The sequence below is a fragment of the Bacteroidota bacterium genome (assembly GCA_039111535.1).
Taxonomy (GTDB): domain Bacteria; phylum Bacteroidota; class Rhodothermia; order Rhodothermales; family JAHQVL01; genus JBCCIM01.
The window spans coordinates 1-20,779 of record JBCCIM010000115.1 but is presented as its reverse complement, the minus strand read 5'-3'; the positions used below and the strand labels follow the sequence as shown (position 1 = coordinate 20,779).

The following is a 20,779-nucleotide window of genomic DNA, read 5'->3' as shown; positions in this document are numbered from 1 at the left end:
GACGAAACGGATAACACGGCTGTAGACCAGTCCTCCCGAGGGTCCGGTAAGACATGGGTTGCTTGCTGGATGAGCTTTGCAAGTCTTTGTGCCGGCAACGCATTTTCTCCGTCAGCTTTATTCACCACAATCAGATCGGCCATTTCCATAATGCCGCGTTTGATTCCTTGCAGATCGTCCCCTGCACCCGTGATCAGTAACAGCAGCAGCATATCCACCATTAGGTGCACGCTAAACTCAGCCTGACCAACACCAACGGTTTCGACAAAGATCACATCAAACCCGGCTGCTTCGCACAGCAACATGGCTTCGCGCGTACGGCGGGCGATGCCGCCGAGGGTGCCCTGGTTTGGGGAAGGGCGTACAAAGGCGTTGGGGTGGTGCGAAATACGCTGCATACGCGTTTTGTCGCCCAGAATGCTTCCGCCCGTACGCTGGCTGCTTGGGTCTATTGCGAGGACAGCGATGCGTTTGCCTGCTTCCAGTAAATGGCTGCCCAGGCCATCAATAAACGTACTTTTGCCGGCACCGGGTGCGCCTGTGATGCCAACGCGGAAGGCCTGGCCGGTAAAAGGGAGGCATTGGCGTGTAACTTCATTCGCAAGGGCCTGATGATCCGGATGTATGCTTTCAATGAGGGTAATTGCCTGGCTGAGGAGCCGGCGGTCACCAGCGCGGATTCCCGCGACGTACGATGCTGCATGCAGGAGGGGTTGTGCCATGGGTGGATTACCTCGTTGCAAGCAGTTGTTCGAGCAAGTTTATCGCTGCTTCGCTTACAACGGTGCCTGGGCCAAATACGGCCGCCACGCCGGCTTCCATCAACGTCTCATAATCATTGGGTGGAATTACACCGCCGGCTACAACCATAATGTGGCTGCTTTTCATCATCGCAAGGTGGCCAATCACTTCTGGTACGAGGGTTTTGTGCCCGCCGGCAAGACTGGATACGCCAAGGATGTGTACGTCATTTTCGACGGCCTGCCGGGCTGCTTCTTCTGGCATCTGGAAGAGGGGGCCGATGTCAACGTCGAAGCCAAGGTCAGCAAAGGCCGTTGCAATCACGCGTGCACCCCGGTCATGGCCGTCTTGTCCCAGTTTTGCAATCATGATACGGGGACGCCGGCCGGAGGCAGCGGCAAATTCATCTGCAAGCTGCTGCGCTTTTTGGGTAGCTTTGTCGGCTTTCATTTCTTTTGCAAATACACCGCTGATTGCCTGTGATGAGGCCTCGAAGCGGCCGAAAACCTGCTCCATAGCAGATGAGATTTCACCGAGCGTGGCCCGCGCACGCGCAGCTTCAACCGCGAGTGCCAATAAATTGCCAGTACCCGCCTTACAAGCCGCCGCTAAACCATGGCATGAGCGCGCAACAGCTTTCGGATCACGCGCAGCTTTGAGTGTGCGGAGTCGGGACACTTGCGCCTCACGCACGGCGGAGTTGTCAACTTCGAGCAGTTCGAGCGTTGTTTCTGTTTTTGGCAAATACTTGTTTACGCCCACAATAATATCTTCCTGGGTATCGATGCGGGCCTGTTTTCTGGTAGCGGCTTCTTCAATCCGCATTTTCGGTAATCCCGATTCGATGGCGCGGGCCATGCCGCCGGCGGCTTCAACTTCTTCTATATGCGACCATGCACGCCTGACAAGCTGGTCGGTCAGGTATTCTACGTAATACGCGCCACCCCATGGATCTATCGCGCGGGTGACATCACTTTCCTTTTGTAGATAAAGCTGCGTGTTACGGGCAATGGCGGCGGAATAGTCTGACGGCAGTGCCAGGGCTTCATCGAGGGCGTTGGTGTGCAACGACTGGGTGTGTCCGGATACGGCTGCGAGGGCTTCCACACACGTACGCATTACATTGTTAAAGGGGTCTTGGGCGGCGAGGCTGTAGCCTGAGGTTTGGCAGTGGGTGCGCAGGGCCATTGACTTCGGGTTCTGCGGGTCAAATTGTTTGACCAGTTTAGCCCATAACAGCCGTCCAGCACGCATTTTGGCGATTTCCATAAAGAAATTCATGCCAATGCCCCAGAAAAACGAGAGCCGCGGGGCAAAGTCATCAATTTTGAGTCCGGCAGCAATGCCTGTTCTGAGATATTCCAGGCCGTCAGCAAGCGTGTAGGCGAGTTCTATGTCTGCCGTCGCACCGGCCTCGTGCATGTGGTAGCCACTGACGGAAATGGAGTTGAACCGGGGCATATTGCGGGCGGTGTACGAAAAGATATCCCCGATAATGCGCATGGAAGGCGCCGGCGGGTAGATATAGGTATTACGTACCATAAACTCCTTCAGAATATCATTCTGAATGGTGCCTTTGAGTTGCGCTGGATCAACCCCTTGCTCTTCTGCAGCAACGATGTAAAACGCCATGATTGGGATAACGGCCCCATTCATGGTCATGGATACCGACATTTCATCAAGCGGAATGCCGGCAAACAACGTTTTCATGTCCTCGACCGAATCAATGGCGACACCGGCTTTGCCTACATCCCCGGAAACGCGCGGATGATCAGAATCGTAGCCCCGATGTGTGGCGAGGTCGAAAGCAACGGAGAGGCCTTTTTGTCCGGCTGCGAGGTTGCGGCGGTAAAAGGCATTGGATTCTTCTGCCGTGGAAAAGCCGGCGTATTGCCTGATGGTCCATGGCCGGCCAAGGTACATGGTCGCGTACGGACCGCGTAAGAAAGGCGGCACACCCGCAGCGTATTGCAGGTGTGTAGCTTCCGCTACATCAGTTGGTTCTAGCGTTTGGGGTACGGCGATAGATTCCGGGGTTTGCCATGCCGGTGCCTTGGGCAGCTTAAACCCGATGTTGGGAAACTTATGCATGGTCCTGGCCGCCGTTTGGTTTTGCAAAATTACTGGCATTCCACGCTGCGTTTGCGAGTTTGCCAGAGAGCATTTCTACATAATAGGATCCCGCAGCCGGGTCCGTAACACGGTGAAGATGGGACTCGTGTTTGAGAATGAGCTGGGTGTTTTGTGCCAGATGCTGTGCGTAGGTGTCGCCGGGCACAATACAGATTGTGCTGCAGCCCCCCAGTACGGCACCCATGGCAATGGTTGTCTGCTTGAGCAGCTGATCCGGGTCATCGCTGGTGTTGATGTACGCCATGAATGGCAAGTCGATATCACCTCCGATGGTGCCGGCAACGAGCTTGCTGATGAGTAGCCGCATGGCACGCATCATCGCCAGCTCCAGATAAAATGAGGTTGATGGCTGGTACACCAGGGCCATCGTGCGAAGGGTTTCATCCGTGGAGTAACCGCCGGCCTTGAATATATCGATGCAGGTGTGTATCGCCTGCAGTGTTTTAACCAGACTGGCAACCGGGTCAGGAAGGGCAGGAGAGACCGGGAGGGTAATGGTCCTGCAGGGTGAATGTGCAATCAGTTGGGCCATGTTTGCTTTGAGAAACGCCTCGTCAGTTGCCGGATCTGATACTACCGAAATCATTGCCGGCGTCTCATGCAAGGCGTTGAGGTATGCTAGTCCAGCCTCACCTGTACAAGCGTCTCCATAAAGGTGAAGATGCTTTGCCGGCAGGTTGGTCGGATAGGTAGTTGAAAGGGCATGCATCCAGAAACCATCCGCGCCATCCGCCAGGGCAGTTTCGTAAAACGTAGTCGGGGCATCTTCGGGCGCACAGGCGGCAATGCACCAGCTTTCGGGGAGGACCCAGTTTACCTGTGTTTCAGATGGGGCCAGTAGGTCTTCATCTGTGGCATATGCCGGCATCGAAAGGTCGCCGAGTTGCCAATCAAGTTTTTCCAGCAAGGCGGCTGAACGCGGATCGTTGGCGACAAAGGCGTTCCAGTCTGATTTGGACGCCGGCTCAAAGGCGTCAAATAAGTTTTGCATGGGCTTTTGGGTCATTGGGCTTTTCCCTCATCGGCAGGACGCGGGAACGGATCGTCGAATACCGGGCGTTCGTGGAGGGCACGGTAACGGCGTACAAGGTCGAACAGGGCAATGCCGTAAGCAACAGAGACGTTCAGCGATTGTTTGGTGCCGTATTGCGGGATTTCAAGGGCGCCATCACAAAGGGCCAGTACCTCGTCGTTTACACCTGTGAGTTCATTTCCGACAACAAAAGCCAGTGGGAAATGCTCAGCTTGCAGGCTTTCGGCTGAGAGGGGCGTATTCGTCAGTTCCAGCGCAAAAACAGCGTATCCGTCTCGTTTGAGTTGGGCAATGGCCTCGCTGGTATCGGGAACATACTCCCATGGAATCGTATCTTGAGCACCAAGCGCCGTTTTGTGCATGGCGCGGTTCTCGGGGGTGCCCGAAATGCCGGTTAGCACAATTTTTTCTATCCACGCGCCATCTGCCGATCTGAAAAAGGAGCCAACGTTGTGGATAGAGCGCACATTGTCGATGACGGCAATGATCGGGTGGCGCTCTTTTTGCTGGCTGTCAGCCGGCTTGATGCGGGGTATTTCTTCGTGTCGTAGTTTGCGCATCCGCAGTAAATACAGATTGTCGACCCATGAAAACGACCCAATTCACGAAAATCGACGAACATTGTTCTCAAGGATTAGAAAATAATCATGAAAAACAGCGTACCATTTTATTCCCATGTAATTGTCGTCCTGCTGCTGGTAGGTACGTTACAGGGATGTCAGACGATTAAAGAAATTGCAAATCTTAGAAACGTAGATTTTGCATTGGGCGCAGTGTCTAATCTTCGCCTTGCTGGTGTAAACCTTGATGGTGTTAACTCCGTCGGAGATGTTAAGGCAACTGATATGGTAAAGTTGGCTGCAGCGGTATTGCGCAAAGACCTGCCCATCTCATTTGCGGTAGACCTGAAAGCCCAGAACCCGGCAGACAACACCGTAGCTGCGCGCCTGACGCGTATGGATTGGACCCTGTACCTTGACGACCAGGAAACCATCAGCGGTGCACTGGAAGAGGAGCACATGCTTAATCCGGGTGAGCCGGTCCGTATCCCCATTGAAATTGCATTTGAGCTGACAGACTTTTTTGACAATCCGGTCCGCGATCTCATCGACCTTGCGTCTTCAGTTCGTGGTGAAGATGGGTCAGCAACCCGTAGCGTCAAACTTGTTGCTACGCCAATTATTAGCACCATCCTTGGTCCAATCCGCTATCCTGAGCCGATTACGGTTGTGACAGAGACATTTGGCGGATAATCCCTGCTGAAATTCAGTATACAAGAATCCTCAATCTGCAATCCCACCGATTGTTGATTGGGGATTTTTGATTTTGGATTACTGGTTATACATTGCAGGCCAATACTGTATTATTAGCCAACCACATCCCACCTTACTTTGATAGTTGCATTAGACGGCCCTGCCGGGTCTGGTAAAACATCAACAGCCAAAGCGGTTGCTGCTGCGCTTGATTTTGCCTACCTCGATACGGGTGCCATGTACCGGGCCATCACATTGGCCGCTCTTCGTACTGGAGAAGAACTCACCGAAGCCCTGCTTACTGCGGTGACGGGCCGCATTGTGCTTGATATTCGGTACGAAGCAGACGGCATGCATGTTTTTCTGGATAATGAAGAAGTAACGGACGAATTGCGTTCAGACGCTGTAAATGCCAACGTGAGCCTTGCCAGCTCATTTAAGCTGGTTCGCGAAAAGATGGTTGACCAGCAGCGGCAGATTGCCCGGCGCATCGTGGCCGCCGGCGGTGGGGTGGTAGTCGATGGGCGGGACATCGGAACGGTGGTTTTTCCTGAGGCGCCCGTCAAGGTATTCATGAACGCCTCTCCTGAAGTGCGCGCTGCGCGACGGGTCGCGGAACTGGTTGAAAAAGGCCAGTCGGTTGATGCGCTGGAAATACTGGAAAATATTAAGTTTAGGGACCATTTTGACAGCACGCGGGCCATTGCACCGCTGCTTCAGGCATCAGATGCGATAGCACTCGACACCTCCGTGCTTTCGTTCGATGAGCAAGTTTCACGGGTTGTTGACATAGTTAAGGAACGACAATTGCGGTCCGACGTATGATCGAGGCTCTGATTTTTTGGGAAAATTCCCTGAAAACGGAGTATTCGTGTATGTTTAACTAACCCGGCATTTCCCTGCATTGCATTGAGAACAAAGGGGAAATGGTGAAATGACCACAAGGGCGAGCTGCTTATTCTCAACGTGTAAGTTACACAGAAGCGTCAAACCCGGAGATCTATATGGCTGACGATCAGCAAAAAGAAACTGAAGCGCCAGAAGCTGTAGAAGCTGAAGCGCCGCAGGCAGAAGCGTCGGAAGACGCTGCAGAAACAACAGCAGAAGTAACGGAAGAGGCAACCCCGGAAGAGGCAACAGAAGTAGTAGAGGAAGTTGTGGAAGAAGCAACAGAAGCAGTAGAAGAAGTTGTTGCAGAGGCAGTAGAAGAGGCACCAGCAGAAGAGAAACCGGCAGAAGAAGCTGCACCAGCAAAGGCTGCAGCGGTTGTTGAAGAAGCCCGTAGAATTATTGGATACACCGGCGAAATTGAAGGCGAGGTTGTAAAACTTGAAGACCTCGATGGCGGTCGTGAAGACGACGGCGTCAATTACGACGAGTTGATGCAGATGATCGACGATACGTTGACCAACGTATCTGAAAATGAGATTGTCGAAGGTAAAATTGTTAGCATCGGTGAAAAAGACATCGTTATCGACATCGGCTTCAAAAGCGATGGCATTGTGTCGAAAAACGAGTTTGCCGGCGAGCTGACACCTGGTGATGTTGTTGAGGTATACCTCGAACGCATAGAAGACTATCATGGCCAGCTCGTGCTGTCGAAAACGAAGGCGGACACCGTCAAGCGTTGGCAGAAAATTGAGAAAGCCCATGAAGAAGAGCAGGTTCTCGAAGGAACGATTGTTCGCCGTATTAAAGGCGGTATGATCGTCGAACTGTTCGACGGTGTAGAGGCCTTCTTGCCAGGATCACAGATTGACGTACGGCCAGTACGCGATTTTGACGCCTATCTTGAGAAGAAGATGGAGTTCAAAATTGTTAAGCTGAACCCAGTCAACGAAAACATTGTTGTTTCTCATAAAGCACTGATTGAAGCCGATCTCGAAGGCCAGCGTCAGAAAATTCTCGCATCAATGGAAGCCGGCCAGGTACTGGAAGGCGCAGTCAAGAATATCACCGACTTTGGTGTGTTCATCGACCTTGGTGGCGTGGATGGTCTGTTGCATATCACGGACCTTTCATGGGGACGCGTTTCACATCCGTCAGAACTGGTTGAACTCGACCAGAAACTGAACGTGGTAGTTCTGGACTACGACAAAGAGCGTCAGCGTATTTCGCTGGGTCTCAAGCAGCTCCAGGCCCATCCATGGGAAAACATCGGCGAGAAGTACAAAGAAGACGACGGCGCCGAAGGCAAGGTCGTATCGATCACCGACTACGGCGCGTTTGTCGAGTTGGAGAAAGGCATCGAAGGTCTGGTACATATCTCCGAAATGAGCTGGACGGAGCACATTAAGCATCCGAGCCAGATGGTTTCCCTCGGTCAGATTGTGAAGGTGAAAATCCTGAACATCGACCACGAAGGCAAGAAGATATCCCTTGGCATGAAGCAGCTCGAGCCCGATCCATGGGATGGCATCGCAGCGCGCTACCCAGCCGGCACTGTGCTCCGCGGCACCGTTCGCAACATCACCAACTTTGGTGTATTTGTTGAGATCGAAGCGGGCATCGACGGACTGGTTCATATTTCCGACCTGTCGTGGACGAAGAAAATTCGCCACCCGGCCGAGTATGTGAAAAAAGGCCAGGAGCTCGACGTGGTTATCCTGAACATCGACGAAAACGAACGTCGTATTTCACTGGGCCACAAGCAGATCGAAACGAACCCTTGGAACGACTTCGCAAAAATCTACAGCGAAGGCACCGATGTGGAAGTTACGGTCAAAGGCTTCACCGACAATGGTATCGAAGTGGATCTTGGTCTCGAACTTGAAGGTGTCGTTCCTGGGAGCGAACTCAAGAGTGGTCCGAAGAGCTTCCGTGATGCCTACAAAGAAGGTGACAAGCTGGAGCTTCGCGTAATCAAGTTTGATCCTACAAACAAAGAGATCTTGCTGAGCGAAGTTGCCCAGGCGAAAGCCGTTGAGCAGGCTGAGAAGAACGAAGAGAAGAAAGAGAAGCAAGCTGAAGCAGCACGCGCTCGTCGTGAGGTTTCTGACTACCAGAAGAAAGCCAAAGCAGCTACCGGCCCAACCACCCTTGGTGAGTTGAGTGGCCTGGAAGCGCTGAAGCTGAAAATGGAAGCAGCAGAAGCCGGCGGTGATGCACCAGCAGCTGAAGAAGCCAAACCGAAGAAAGCAGCAGCCAAGAAGGCAAAAGCTGAAGAAACCGGCGAAGCTGAAGCAGAAGAAAAGCCAAAGAAAGCACCAGCCAAGAAAAAGGCTGCCGCCAAGAAGGCAAAAGCTGAAGAAGCACCAGCCGAAGAAGCTGCTGCTGAAGAGGCACCTGCTGAAGAAGCGAAAGCTGAAGAGGCGCCTGCTGCTGAAGCAGCTGAAGAGGCACCTGCCGCTGAAGAAAAAGCAGAAGCATCTGAATAAGTTTGCCAGAAGGCACACTGTTCAAAAGGCGGATCCTACCTGGATCCGCCTTTTTGCGTTAAGGGAATTTTGTGTTGGTTTAGTATTGTTGAATGCGTACCACATCACGTCATGCCGACTTGATCCGGTATCCAGACTGCGTCTTGGAGTGCACTACTCATCGTAGGCGCAAGTAACACGCCTTTGTCCGACATTGCATGCCTGCTCCTGCTCAAGCGGGAAGCCGTTAGTGTAATCTCTCTTCCTAAAAAAGGTGGTCTTTTTTCCGGGTCTATTGCGCAAATGTATCGGAAAGGCTCCCTGAATAGATTCCGTTTTGTGTAGCAATGGGAATGAACTAAAAGTGGTTTCGGATTATCGCCGTTTTGCCTGTCAGCCCTTTCTCTATGCTACACTTTATTAATTCGAATTACAGATCTATGCGTTCGAAGATGCTATTGTTAGTCGTTTGCTTTTTATGGTGTATCCCGTGTTTTTCACAATCGACGCCTGAAGGCGAATTACTTGAAATATTGTTGGATGGGGGCCTGAGTTCTGCTACAAAAGAGGCAAGGACAGAATTTTATGCAAGAGTCGAGAAGCATGAATACGCGCTGCGTGCACTCATCATATCTAGAATTTTGCTACCGCATAGCGATAGTTTGCTTTCCTATGGACAGCCCTTAGTCAGCTCGCCAGTTAGAATCGCAATTGGTATGATCAATGTGGTCGATTCAGAGGAAACTAGAGTTTTGTTGAAAAACACATATCTAACCGTAGCAGCTCATTATGATTCGCTAATTAGCTTAACTAAACCGGCAAAGGCCGAGGGGCTGTCTAGAAATGTCCGCATGGAGATAATAAAAGCTCGAGGTGGTGCAGCTGCTATACACAATGCAGCTATATCAGCGCTGGGGCGATTAGGTGATAACCGCGTGCTTTTTCATGCAATTAGGCGAAAAAACAAGGTGGGATATGCTGCTAGACATGCTATCATCGAATACCAAAAGGCAATAGGCTCTAATTAACAGAAAAGAAAGGGCTTCGCTTCTAGCTAAACAAAGCGTTTGTTTGCAGTAAAGCCTCTTAAAAATTCCCCGACACCCAAGTGGTAAATACTGAAGGTGCGGTATGCCCATCGACAACCTGGACAAGCCGTTGCCCGATGAGCGGGCCAAACTTGAAGCCGTGGCCGGAGAATCCGGTCAATATCCAGGTTTTGCCTTCGCAGTGGGCAATAAAGCGCTCTTCATCCGCCACGGTGTAATAACACACTGCACTGCGGTGCACAGGGTATTGGGCGAGCAACGGAATTCTGCGTGCCGCAGCGCGATGCATTGCTTCAATTTCTGATGACTGTACGGGCAGGTCCGCCTCGGGGTGGCCTGTTTTACTAAACCGATGGTCGCCAATTTTCAACATAGTGCCGGCGCGTGGTGGGACGAGGTAAAAGCCGGAGTCGTGGTCGATATCAAGAATCATCGGACAAGTGGACCACAGCGGCCTGTCAGATGCCGGCGGATCGAAAAAAAGCGTGACTTGCCGGGAAGGTGTCACCTGTTGGCTAAAGCGGGGTAACAAGGTGCCAACCCACGGGCCGGCGGTCACGATGCATCGATCAAATGTGTAGGTTTGATGGGAAGTGCCAAGGGTAGCTTTGCCTACGTCCAGGTGAGTAACGGGTGCTTCCTCAAGCATCGTGACGCCGCGTTCAGCCAGTAAAGTTTTAAGGGCGATGAGGATCTGCTGTGCAAACAGCAGTCCGCCGGAAGGCTGGAGAAAGGCTGTGTTTGTAGCATCGGCAATGAGGAAAGGGTAGCGGGCTTTCAGCGTTGGCTGGTCGAGATCTTCAAGGGGGTGATTGAATGCCTGGAGCGCATGCTGCGAGGCTGCTGCCCAGTCGTCTGCGCAGTTGCCGAGTACAAGGGTGCCAGTGGGTGCGTAAAGAGACTTGCCCAAAGCCTGCCACAGATTGTCCCAGGCGGCATAAGCCGGCGCAATCATCTGCATGTAGCCCGTCATGCTGCCGTATGGATAGCGAATGAGTCGATGGGCATCGTGGGAGGACGCGCGGTTGTGGCCAATGGTGTATTGCTCATAGAGGGTCACGGTATGGCCGGCTTCCTGCAGCGCAAACGCTGCACTCAGCCCCATGATACCGCCACCAATTACAGCAATGTGCATAGCAAGTCAGGAAGTCTGGTTCTGTAAATACTGGCGTGCGGCTTTATAGGCCATTTCAGCAGCAATGAGGTCTTCCAGCGCGTATCCGGAAGATTTGAAGACGGTGATCTCATCTGCTGATTGCCGGCCCGGGTGTTCGTCCCGTGTTAATTCAAACAGGTCAGCCCGTATGTCACCAGCAGTCATTATCCCGTCCTTTATCGGCAGCATAATGTCGCCTGCTTCTGTAAGCGCTGCAGGGCGTGTATCAACAAAAATAGACCCCCGCCTGATGACCTCGTTGTCAGCCTCACGCATGGTTGGGGTATAGCTGCCGATCAAATCCACAAAAGTACCGGGTGACAACCATGCACCCTGGAGTAGCGGCGTCGGGCTCAGCGTAGCGCAGGATATTACATCGGCCCAGGGCGCTGTCTCTTCTATAGTGCTGGTTGCTTTAACCGGGTAGCCGGCACCCGATAAATCGGCGGCCATTGCTTCAGCTTTTTGAGGATTACGCCCCCATAACTGTACTTCCTCAATGCCGAGCACTTCCACATAGGTTGCAACGATGTGAGGTGCAAGCGCGCCTGTACCAACCATGAGCAACCGTTTAGCCGATTTTGGCGCCAGGTACGTGGCTGCTAAAACCGAGGTTGCTGCAGTTCTGAACAGGGTGAGAATCCGGCCATCCATTTGAGCGAGCGGATTACCTGTGTCTCCGTCCAGCAGCGTGTACGTGCCGTAAATAGAGGGCAGGTTTTGTGCACTGTTGGATGGGAAAACCGTAACCATCTTAAAACCAATTGGGCCATCTTTGCGCCAGGCCGGCATAAGGAGCAGCGTTGCGTCTTCTGTTGACCGGGGAATTGTGTGATGATGGCGGTCTGGTACCGAGACGCCGTCCTTGAAGCCGAGGCGCAACGCCTCAACAAGGGCAGGGCGCTGCAGGGCATCAGTAAGCATTTTTTCGGAGATAGTCAGCACGGTCTCGGCCAGGTTTTACAGAGGACACAGGTCAAAAAATCGAGAAACATAATAAGCTAAAAATCATTTTGTGTTTTTGTGTTGTACCTTTCCGAACAACCTTGTCTAAAAAATCTACCCTACATGTCAACAACTGTATCTTCTCCAGATAAAACAGCATACCTCTCAGCGCGTGCACGGCTCGTGAAACCAAGTGGGATTCGGCGCTTTTTCGAGATAGCCGCAACCATGGACAACGTCATCTCACTGGGCATTGGAGAGCCTGATTTTGTGTCGCCCAAGCCCATCATTGATGCAGCAATTGGATCTTTGCATGAAGGCAAAACGGGCTATACGGCTAATTCAGGGTTGAAAGAGTTGCGCGATGAAATTGCGGCTGAGTTGTCTGGTAGATATGGCGTGAATTACGATCCGGGGAGCGAGATCATTGTAACGGTTGGCGTGAGTGAAGCCATGATGCTTTCTATGCTGGCGTTACTGGATCCAGGTGATGAAATACTCATTCCTGAGCCCTGTTTTGTGTCGTACGGCCCAACTGCAGAGTTTGCCGGCGCCCGCGTTGTTTATGTGCCGACATCCGTAGAAAACAAATTTCAGGTGACAGCGGCAGATATTGAGTCGCGTATCACCGACAAGACAAAAGTGCTCTTCCTCGGCTATCCAAACAACCCAACCGGCGCGGTGTTGACCCGCGAGAACCTTGTTGAAATTGCTGAGGTTGTCGAGAAACACAACCTGATGGTCATCTCAGATGAGATCTATGACCGGCTGGTTTATGGTGAAGCATATGAAAAAGGCCACGTTTGTTTGCCATCCATCGAGGCGTTGCGTGAGCGTACAATTTTGCTCGGCGGGTTCTCTAAAGGCTACGCCATGACAGGCTGGCGCATCGGGTATGCTTGTGCGCCGAAGGAAATTGCCCACGCAATCTACAAACTGCACCAGTATGTGGTAATGAGTGCGCCAACGATGGGACAGATCGGTGCCCTGGCTGCGCTGAAGCACACACAGGCTGCCGTTGAGGAGATGCGCCAGGCGTACGACAAAAGGCGTCGATTGATTGTAGATGGCTTTAATGCGGCAGGATTACCTACATTTGAGCCGGAAGGTGCGTTTTACTGTTTCCCGGATATCCGCTCAACAGGAATGACTTCTGAAGAGTTCGCCCAAAATCTTTTGCAAGAGCATCGCGTGGCCGTTGTGCCGGGAGATGCCTTTGGGCCAAGCGGCGCCGGCTATGTGCGCTGCTCCTATGCAACAGCTTACGAGAAAATCGAAGAAGCTGTGCACCACATCACAAAGTTTGCTTCAAAGCACAACGCTTGAATACGTAATGTCTGATTCTCCCCATGAAGTAAGGGGCTGGCAACTCCTGGTGAGTAGTTTGCTGGTTTTGTTGTTGGCGTCTTGCTCAGGCCGCAGGCCGGCAGAGGTTTACGTCTACGAACCCGAAACTACAGAAGAAGCCCCCATTGACTCTGTTAATGCCGCTTCGATACAGGTTGTCGCAGCGTCTGCCGCTACAACAACGGCGCGCATCCTCAACTACAACGATCAGCAGTTTGTTGAGCCGGCGAGCTCGTTTGATGTCCAGCATACCGCGCTGGATCTTGCTTTTGATTTCCCCGGCGAACGGGTGATTGGAACAGCCACCCATCGGTTAGTTGCGACCGCGCAACTGCTGACGCATATCCAACTGGATGCAAAAGATATGGAGATACGGGATGTCTCCATCAAGCGGCCGGGGCAGGAATTTGAGTCCATTGCCTTTCAATACAATAACGCCGACCTCGTCATTTCCCTACAGCCGGGTATTGGCAAAACCGTAGCGCTTGAGGTCAAAGTTGATTACGTGGCCCATCCCATGCGCAATGGGCAGAAAATGGGGATGGTCTTTGTAGATGGGCAGGGTGATGATCCTTCGGTACCTACCCAGGTCTGGACCCTCGGGCAGCCCGAAGACAACCAGTTCTGGTTTCCGGGTTGGGATTACCCCAATGATCGGATGACGTTTGATCTGGCGTTGACTGTGCCGCAGCAATTTTCAACGATAGCAAATGGCGACCTTGTTGAGCAGCGCGCACTGGCTGACAACATGCGACGTGACCGCTGGGTGCTGAACAAACCGCATGTGTCTTACCTTACAGGATTTGCAGCCGGCGAATTTTCTGCCGTCGTAGAAAACTACCAGCGCGCTGATGGCACTTCGGTGCCGCTTGCCTACCTGGTTGAGCCCCAGCATGCAGAAAACGCCAACCTCATTTTTGGCGAAACGCCAGACATGATGCGTTTCTTTGAGCGCAATTTGCAGGTAAAGTATCCGTGGTCCAACTACAAACAAGTTACCGTGCGCGAGTTTACTGCGCGCGGGATGGAAAACACCACCGCCACCATCATGTACGACAAACTGCAGCATGATGCCCGTGCACACCTGGATTATACTGGTCGCGACCTGATAACCCACGAGCTTGCACACCAGTGGTTTGGGAATATGGTGTCGTCTCGCAACTGGGCAAACCTTGCGCTGAATGAAGGGTTTGCCACGTATGCAGAACGCCTGTATATGGAGCATGCAGACGGTCTTGCAGTCGGACAGGCGCATACCATTTGGGATCGTGAAGCCTATTTCGGGCAGGCGCAAACGTTGATGCGGCCCATCATATGGCATGGCTATGGCAATCCTTACGACATGTACGATCGGCATACCTACGAAAAAGCTGCGCTGGTATTACACCAGTTGCGGTATGAGTTGGGTAATGATGTCTGGTGGCGCGGTGTGCGGCAATACTTGACGGCAAATGCGTATAAAGAAGTCACCATCGATGCCTTGCAGCGTGCGATGGAGCAGGCATCTGGAAAAGGACTTGGTGGATTTTTTCAGCAGTGGTACCGCCGGCCAGGACACCCGGTCTTGAATGTGTCACATCGATTTGACGCATCACGTGGTGTCTATGAGATAGATGTTGCGCAGGTGCAGGATAGTGCGCGGGTAGGATTGTTTGCTTTTGATGTTGACATTGAGGTGAACGTGCCGAATGCTGCGCCCTGGGTATCCCGATATCGGGTAGCGACGCAGGATACAACGTTTCGTTTTGCGATTGCCGGCGATATTTCGTTTGTACGGTTTGATCGCGGCGATTGGCTGCCGGCTGAAATTAACGTAAAAAAGAGTATTGTGGAATGGCAGAACCAGGCCCGTTACGACGATGAACCTGCCGGCCGATACGATGCCGTAGTGGCACTGGCCGATCAGCCAGAAAACGCCAATGTGCGCAATGTTTTACTGCACGTACTCCAATCAGATGACGCAGCATTTGTGCGCGAAGCAGCAGCAGCAGCATTGGATATGTACGGTAAAGACGAAGTTGTTCGCCCGTTTCTGCTCAAGGCTGTCACCGGTGACCGCGAGTCTGGTGTGCGCAAGCAGGCCCTCGCAACGCTTGCGCAGACCAACGACGAGCAACTGAAACAAGCCCTTGCCTCCGCAATCAATGACAATTCGTATGTTGTTACAGCAGAAGCGATTCGTATTTATGCGGATGTAGAGCCGCTGCAGGCTGTGCAGGAAATGCGCCCGCTGTTTGATGTCGTCTCGTGGGACAATACCGTCGAAACGGCTATGATTGACGCATATGGCCGCATCAATGCAATTGAGGGAATCCCATACTTGCAGGCCCGGATGGCATCAGAAAATCGTGAAAGCATTCAAATTGCAGCCATTGAGGCGCTTTCCGGAATTGCACAATACAATCCGGATGCACGGGGAAGTATTGCGCAATACATTGTAGGCAAAGTGAACAGCCCAAGTGAACCGGTGCGCTTTGCCATTGTGCAGGCACTTGAGCCAATTTTTGATGACTACGTTGTGACCGCGTTGAACCGCCATTTACAAGGGGAGTCGTCTGGTCGCATTCGCCCGATCATCCAGCGAATGGTGACATCTGGCAACTAGGCTTTATCTGGGGAAACGAAGATCAACAGAGACAGGTTTTAGTTTTCCAGGCACAACTGACCTTTAATCCACCATCTTTATGAAAGTCATTATTTGCACTGCGTTCGCATTGCTGTTGCACCTGTTCCTGGGATGGGAGTGGACGTTACTTGCCGGCGTTTTATACGGGTTAATGACCCAATACAACGGCTGGCTTTGGGGAGGACTAAGTGTAGCAGCCGGTTGGGGATTACTGGTGCTCTTCAATTTTGTTGTAGCGTCTGCCCCTGTAGGTGAGATGACCCACGTGACGGGACAGATACTGGGAAACTTACCCGGCGCGCTTGTCGTTGTGATGACCCTTTTGATTGGCGGCCTGCTGGGTATTCTCGGTGGGCTGGTAGGAACGCAACTCGCACAGCTTGTGCCTGCATTGCGGCTCTACAAACCCCAGGTTGTAGCCTGAAATTTAATCTGTTACCATGCATAGAACATCAGATGATATTCGTAGCCTGTTAGAGCGTGTTGTGACGCTCGGAGGCTATCTTTGACTCGGCCCATAGAAGAGAGAAAATAGCCGGCCTGAATGAGCAGCGCATGGACCCCAATTTCTGGAACAATCCTTCTGTAGCAAAAGAGGTTGAAAAAGAACTTGCGCTGGAACAGCAATGGATTGATGCCTGGAATGATCTCAAGGGTAAGTCGGAAGATGTAGAGACGCTTATTGAGCTTGCCAGCGAAGGTGAAGAGGGGTTGCAAGATGAAATTCAAGCTGAAGCGGCGACATTGCAGCGAAAGCTCGAATCACTCGAGTTTCGCAACATGTTGCAGGGGCCTGATGATAATCGCAACGCCATCCTGACCATACATCCGGGGGCTGGTGGTACCGAAAGCCAGGACTGGGCAGAGATGCTGCTTCGCATGTATACGCGATGGGGTGAGCGGGAGAACTATGATGTCTCCATGCTTGAATACCAGCCCGGTGAGGGAGCCGGCATTAAAAGTGCCACGCTCCATTTCAAAGGCGCCTATGCGTTTGGCTATTTGCAGTCAGAATCTGGCGTACATCGCCTCGTCCGCATTTCGCCATTTGATTCCAGTGGTCGCCGACATACGTCGTTTTGCAGTGTCTTTGTTTATCCCGAAATTGATGACAACATCGAAATCGAGATCAGCCCTGATGATGTTGAGCTCCAAACATTCCGTTCTGGAGGCAAAGGGGGACAGAATGTGAACAAGGTGGAAACGGGTGTGCGCTATATCTGGACGGGCAAACTCTCAAATGGAGACCAGCCGCGTGTTGTGGCAGAGTGTACCGAAGAGCGTAGCCAGTTGCAGAACAAGGAGCGCGCGATGACGATGTTGAAGAGCCGGCTTTATCAACTGGAGCGCGACATCCAGGAAGCCGCCAAGAGTGAACGTGAAGGCTCGAAAAAGAAAATTGAATGGGGTAGCCAGATTCGCTCCTATGTTTTCCAGCCGTATACTATGGTCAATGACCACCGGACCGAAACCAAAATACCGGATATACAAACTGTGATGGATGGCGACCTTGAGGTATTTATCAAGGCGTTTTTGCTTCAGCAGGCGCAACAACCCACCTGATAGCTGAACGCACAGAATCTGTTAGGGAAGTCTATGCGCACACGGCGCCACTGTGCGCGCAAAACTGTCTGAGGGTACATAGCTGATATGACCGCGCGCTTTGATTTTCTCGTCATCGGCAGTGGCATCGCGGGGCTTTCATATGCCTTGAAAGTTGCTGAAGCCGGCACCGTAGCAATTGTCACCAAGAAAGAGCGGGCAGAATCTAACACCAACTACGCGCAGGGTGGCATTGCCGCCGTAATGGACGCGTCGGATTCCGTCGAGAAGCACATCCAGGATACCCTCATTGCCGGCGCCGGCTTGTGCGATGAGCGGGCGGTGGAAATCGTCGTAAAAGAAGGGCCCGAGCGGGTGCGCGAATTGATGGAGCTAGGTGCCCAATTTACGCGTGAAAACGATGGCGATCTCCATCTGGGCCGCGAAGGCGGGCATTCAGAGAACAGAATTGTACACGCCGCTGATACCACGGGCCGAGAAGTGGAGCGTGCTTTGTTGAAGGGCGTGGCAGATCACCCGAATATTCAGATCTTTGAGCATCACTTTGCACTTGAATTGTTAACGGACCACCACCTGGGCCGGCATGTGACGCGCTTAAGTCCGGACATCACATGTTATGGCGCGTATGTGCTTAATGAAATAAATGGAAGCGTTGAAACGCTGCTGGCGAAGGTAACATTGCTTGCAACAGGCGGCTCCGGGCACGTTTACCTGCATACCACGAACCCGTCTATCGCCACGGGAGATGGTACGGCCATGGCGTACCGGGCCAAAGCCCGTATCGCAAACATGGAGTTTGTCCAGTTTCACCCGACAAGCCTTTTTCATCCGGACGCAAACTCGTTTTTGATTTCTGAAGCCGTGCGCGGAGAAGGGGGGATTCTGCTGAACCAGGCCGGCGAACGGTTTATGCAACAATACGATACGCGTGGTGAGCTTGCACCGCGCGATATTGTAGCGCGTGCCATAGATGACCAGCTTAAACAGCGCGGAGAGGACTATGTGCTGCTTGATATATCACATGCAGCGTCGTCGATGATTCACAGCCATTTCCCCAATATTTATAATACCTGCAAGAAATTTGGGATAGATATTACCCAGGACCCGATTCCGGTTGTGCCGGCGGCCCACTATCAGTGTGGTGGCGTGCAAACCGACGCAATCGGACGTACGTCGCTCAATCGGCTCTTTGCATGCGGTGAAGTAACCTGTACAGGATTGCACGGCGCCAATCGTCTGGCAAGTAACTCGCTGTTGGAAGCGCTCGTGTTCAGTCACAGGGCCCAGGCAGAGGCGCGGCGCATAGTGAAAGACATCAACTGGAATTCCAGTGTGCCAGAATGGGATGAGAGCGGCACAGAAAGGCCGCAAGAATGGGTTTTGATCTCGCACAACAAAGAAGAACTGCGCCGTATCATGTGGAACTATGTAGGGATTGTCCGCTCCAGCTTGCGACTCGACCGTGCGCTGCGTCGAACCCAGTTGTTGTTCGAAGAAACGGAAGATTTCTACCGGAGATCGCGCGTTTCATCAGGCCTTTGTGAGTTGCGTAACATGATTGCAGTGGCCTCCTTGATAATCCGTAGCGCTAAAATGCGCCGTGAAAGCAGGGGGTTGCATTACATGCTGGATTACAAAGAGACCAAGGAGACAGAGCGCCGGCCAACCCTTGTTTAATCATATACTTAAAGATGTATGGGTGGAAGGTTTATAGCTGGAACCAATAAAAAGTACCCGCGTTTGTAGGCAGCCGGAGCATAATTGGATAGCGTGTGAGGCAGGATTGCGGGTGCAAGCGTTGAGCTTAGGGGGGCGTAGGCCGCCCTTTTTTATTTTGCGAGCGTTAGCATTAATTCGTGCCCGTCCAGTTTTGGCCGGGCTTTTTCAATAAAACGATGAATCAGTTGACTGTAGAGAACTTTGATACGTTGGAGCAGCGCGTTTTCGCGATTGCTGAAAATGTATTGACTGATGCCAGTCATTTCCTCGTTGCTGTGTCTGTGCGCGGCGTGCGCGGGTCTCGTGTTGTTGAAGTATTTATAGACGGGGATGCCGGCATTGGCGTTGATGCGTTGGTTAAGTATAGCCGCGAAATTAGCTTCATGCTCGACACAGAAGACTTTATTGATGGCAAGTACAAGCTTGATGTGTCTTCACCCGGTGCGGATCGCCCGCTTGTGCAGCTACGGCAATACAAAAAGCACGTTGACCGCAAATTAAAAGTAAAATATGAACATGCAGAAGGGGTTAAAACACTGAAAGGTGTTTTGACAGCAGTTGGAGACGACCATGTTGAATTAACCTTTGCCAACAAGGAGTCCCAGCATATTGCATTTTCCGATATAGTCGAATCAAAAGTTTTGTTACCCTGGTAGGGCAGGCAGTACGTTCTCCCCGGGGTTTACTGTAAAAAAGGCGCATACATATGCAGAGCACGAATCTTGTTTCTTCGTTTGCTGAAATTGCAAGAGAGAAAGGAATAGAGCGAGACAACCTCCAACTCATTGTGGAGGATGTCTTTCGCGCTATGATTCGTAAACGTTACGGTTCAGACGAATCGTTTGAAATTATTTTTAACCCTGACAATGGCGACATTCAGGTATTACATATCCGCGAAGTGGTAGAGAACCTTGATCTTGAGGATCCAGTGACGCAGATTGAGCTTGTAGACGCGGTATTAATCGACGAGGATTTTGAAGTAGGGGATGAAGTTGCCAGCGAGATCAATATTTTGGACTTTGGCCGGCGGGCTGTCATGACTGCACGGCAGACGTTTAGCCAGCGCATCAGGGACATCGAAAAAGACAACATCCACAAGACCTACCAGGAATTGATTGGGGAGGTGGTGGTTGGAGAAATTTATCAGATTCGCCGGCGCGAAGTTCTTGTCATCCACAATAAAGTGGAATTGTTGCTCTCAAAAGATGAGCAGATTTACAAGGATCGCTACCGGAAGGGCGATATGCTCCGGGCTGTTGTACACGAAGTACGCCGCGATACAGGGAGCAACCCGCAAGTAATAATCAGCCGTGCAGCGCCCGTGTTTATGGAGCGTCTGTTTGAGCTGGAAGTGCCTGAGATTTATGACGGCATTGTAGAAATTAAAAAAATTGTCCGTGAGCCTGGTGACCGCGCAAAGGTTGCTGTGCTTAGCCACGACGACCGAATTGACCCCGTTGGTGCCTGTGTGGGCATGAAGGGTGTTCGTATTCATGCCGTTGTGCGTGAATTGGGCAATGAGAATATTGATGTGCTTGAGTGGACAGACGATTCACATGAGCTCATCAAACGCGCCCTGTCGCCGGCAAAACCGGTTGCAGTCACCGTGAACGATAAACTGGAGCCTCCACGTGCAAAAGTAGTTGTACGTGCTGATGAGGTAAGCCAGGCTATTGGGCGGGGAGGCATCAATATCCGACTTGCGGCAGCGCTCACCGGATACGAGATTGATATCTATCGTGAAATTTCTGACGATGAAGAAGATATCGAGATTTCTGAATTTGCAGATGAACTCGATGCGGAAACTCTCAAGAAACTTCAGGATATTGGGTGTGATACAGCGCGAGCTGTACTTGAG

At 52.0% G+C, this 20,779-nt stretch carries 16 protein-coding genes and 1 pseudogene; 11 read left to right on the top strand and 6 right to left on the bottom strand.

Translation table 11 applies throughout. The features are described 5' to 3' along the window. From meaB to AAF564_16730, 4 genes and pseudogenes are all read right to left on the bottom strand, one after another. Positions 1-698, bottom strand: a pseudogene (gene meaB, locus AAF564_16745) (methylmalonyl Co-A mutase-associated GTPase MeaB). A 31-nt stretch (positions 699-729) separates the two neighbouring features. Further along, a complete protein-coding gene (scpA, locus tag AAF564_16740) occupies positions 730-2,832 on the bottom strand; it encodes a methylmalonyl-CoA mutase (protein ID MEM8487203.1) in 2,103 nt (700 codons plus the stop codon). Then, positions 2,825-3,865, bottom strand: a complete 1,041-nt coding sequence (locus AAF564_16735; protein ID MEM8487202.1) for a methylmalonyl-CoA mutase family protein — start codon at positions 3,863-3,865, stop codon at positions 2,825-2,827. The genes scpA and AAF564_16735 overlap by 8 nt, the downstream gene beginning before the upstream one ends. 11 nt (positions 3,866-3,876) lie before the next feature. Then, positions 3,877-4,467, bottom strand: coding sequence for an RNA methyltransferase (locus AAF564_16730; GenBank protein ID MEM8487201.1), 591 nt, complete (start codon positions 4,465-4,467; stop codon positions 3,877-3,879). Positions 4,468-4,554: 87 nt separating this feature from the next. On the opposite strand from AAF564_16730, the gene AAF564_16725 reads away from it, so the two are divergent. From AAF564_16725 to AAF564_16710, 4 genes are all read left to right on the top strand, one after another. Beyond that, on the top strand, positions 4,555-5,160 hold the full coding sequence (locus AAF564_16725; protein MEM8487200.1) for a hypothetical protein: 606 nt from the start codon (positions 4,555-4,557) through the stop codon (positions 5,158-5,160). Between the two features lie 138 nt (positions 5,161-5,298). Next, the gene (cmk, locus tag AAF564_16720) at positions 5,299-5,985 is read left to right on the top strand and encodes a (d)CMP kinase (GenBank protein ID MEM8487199.1); all 687 of its coding nucleotides are present in this window, start codon (positions 5,299-5,301) and stop codon (positions 5,983-5,985) included. Between the two features lie 179 nt (positions 5,986-6,164). Next, entirely contained in the window at positions 6,165-8,537 is a 2,373-nt protein-coding gene (rpsA, locus tag AAF564_16715) for a 30S ribosomal protein S1 (protein ID MEM8487198.1), read from the top strand. 419 nt (positions 8,538-8,956) lie between these two features. Next, a complete protein-coding gene (locus AAF564_16710) occupies positions 8,957-9,544 on the top strand; it encodes a hypothetical protein (GenBank protein ID MEM8487197.1) in 588 nt (195 codons plus the stop codon). Positions 9,545-9,602: 58 nt separating this feature from the next. On the opposite strand, the gene AAF564_16705 is transcribed toward AAF564_16710, so the two are convergent. Together AAF564_16705 and AAF564_16700 are read right to left on the bottom strand one after the other, a co-directional pair. Continuing rightward, positions 9,603-10,700 carry an FAD-dependent oxidoreductase gene (locus AAF564_16705; protein ID MEM8487196.1) on the bottom strand — a complete coding sequence of 366 codons (1,098 nt, stop codon included), beginning with the start codon at positions 10,698-10,700 and terminating at the stop codon, positions 9,603-9,605. A 6-nt stretch (positions 10,701-10,706) separates the two neighbouring features. Next, a complete protein-coding gene (locus AAF564_16700) occupies positions 10,707-11,666 on the bottom strand; it encodes an ornithine cyclodeaminase family protein (GenBank protein ID MEM8487195.1) in 960 nt (319 codons plus the stop codon). Positions 11,667-11,789: 123 nt separating this feature from the next. On the opposite strand from AAF564_16700, the gene AAF564_16695 reads away from it, so the two are divergent. The 7 genes from AAF564_16695 to nusA form a co-directional block, all read left to right on the top strand. Beyond that, complete coding sequence (locus tag AAF564_16695) at positions 11,790-12,992, top strand: aminotransferase class I/II-fold pyridoxal phosphate-dependent enzyme (protein MEM8487194.1); 1,203 nt, start codon at positions 11,790-11,792, stop codon at positions 12,990-12,992. A gap of 7 nt (positions 12,993-12,999) precedes the next feature. Further along, a complete protein-coding gene (locus AAF564_16690) occupies positions 13,000-15,618 on the top strand; it encodes a M1 family aminopeptidase (protein ID MEM8487193.1) in 2,619 nt (872 codons plus the stop codon). A 79-nt stretch (positions 15,619-15,697) separates the two neighbouring features. Next, on the top strand, positions 15,698-16,063 hold the full coding sequence (locus AAF564_16685) for a hypothetical protein (protein ID MEM8487192.1): 366 nt from the start codon (positions 15,698-15,700) through the stop codon (positions 16,061-16,063). A 16-nt stretch (positions 16,064-16,079) separates the two neighbouring features. Further along, a protein-coding gene (gene prfB, locus AAF564_16680) for a peptide chain release factor 2 (protein MEM8487191.1) occupies positions 16,080-17,202 on the top strand; the annotation gives its coding sequence in 2 pieces (ribosomal slippage) (positions 16,080-16,145 and positions 16,147-17,202; 1,122 coding nt in all). Positions 17,203-17,289: 87 nt separating this feature from the next. Further along, the gene (gene nadB / locus AAF564_16675) at positions 17,290-18,879 is read left to right on the top strand and encodes an L-aspartate oxidase (GenBank protein MEM8487190.1); all 1,590 of its coding nucleotides are present in this window, start codon (positions 17,290-17,292) and stop codon (positions 18,877-18,879) included. Positions 18,880-19,097: 218 nt separating this feature from the next. Further along, complete coding sequence (gene rimP / locus AAF564_16670) at positions 19,098-19,577, top strand: ribosome maturation factor RimP (protein MEM8487189.1); 480 nt, start codon at positions 19,098-19,100, stop codon at positions 19,575-19,577. Positions 19,578-19,627: 50 nt separating this feature from the next. After that, on the top strand, positions 19,628-20,779 hold a 1,152-nt coding region (nusA, locus tag AAF564_16665), incomplete at its 3' end, for a transcription termination factor NusA (protein MEM8487188.1).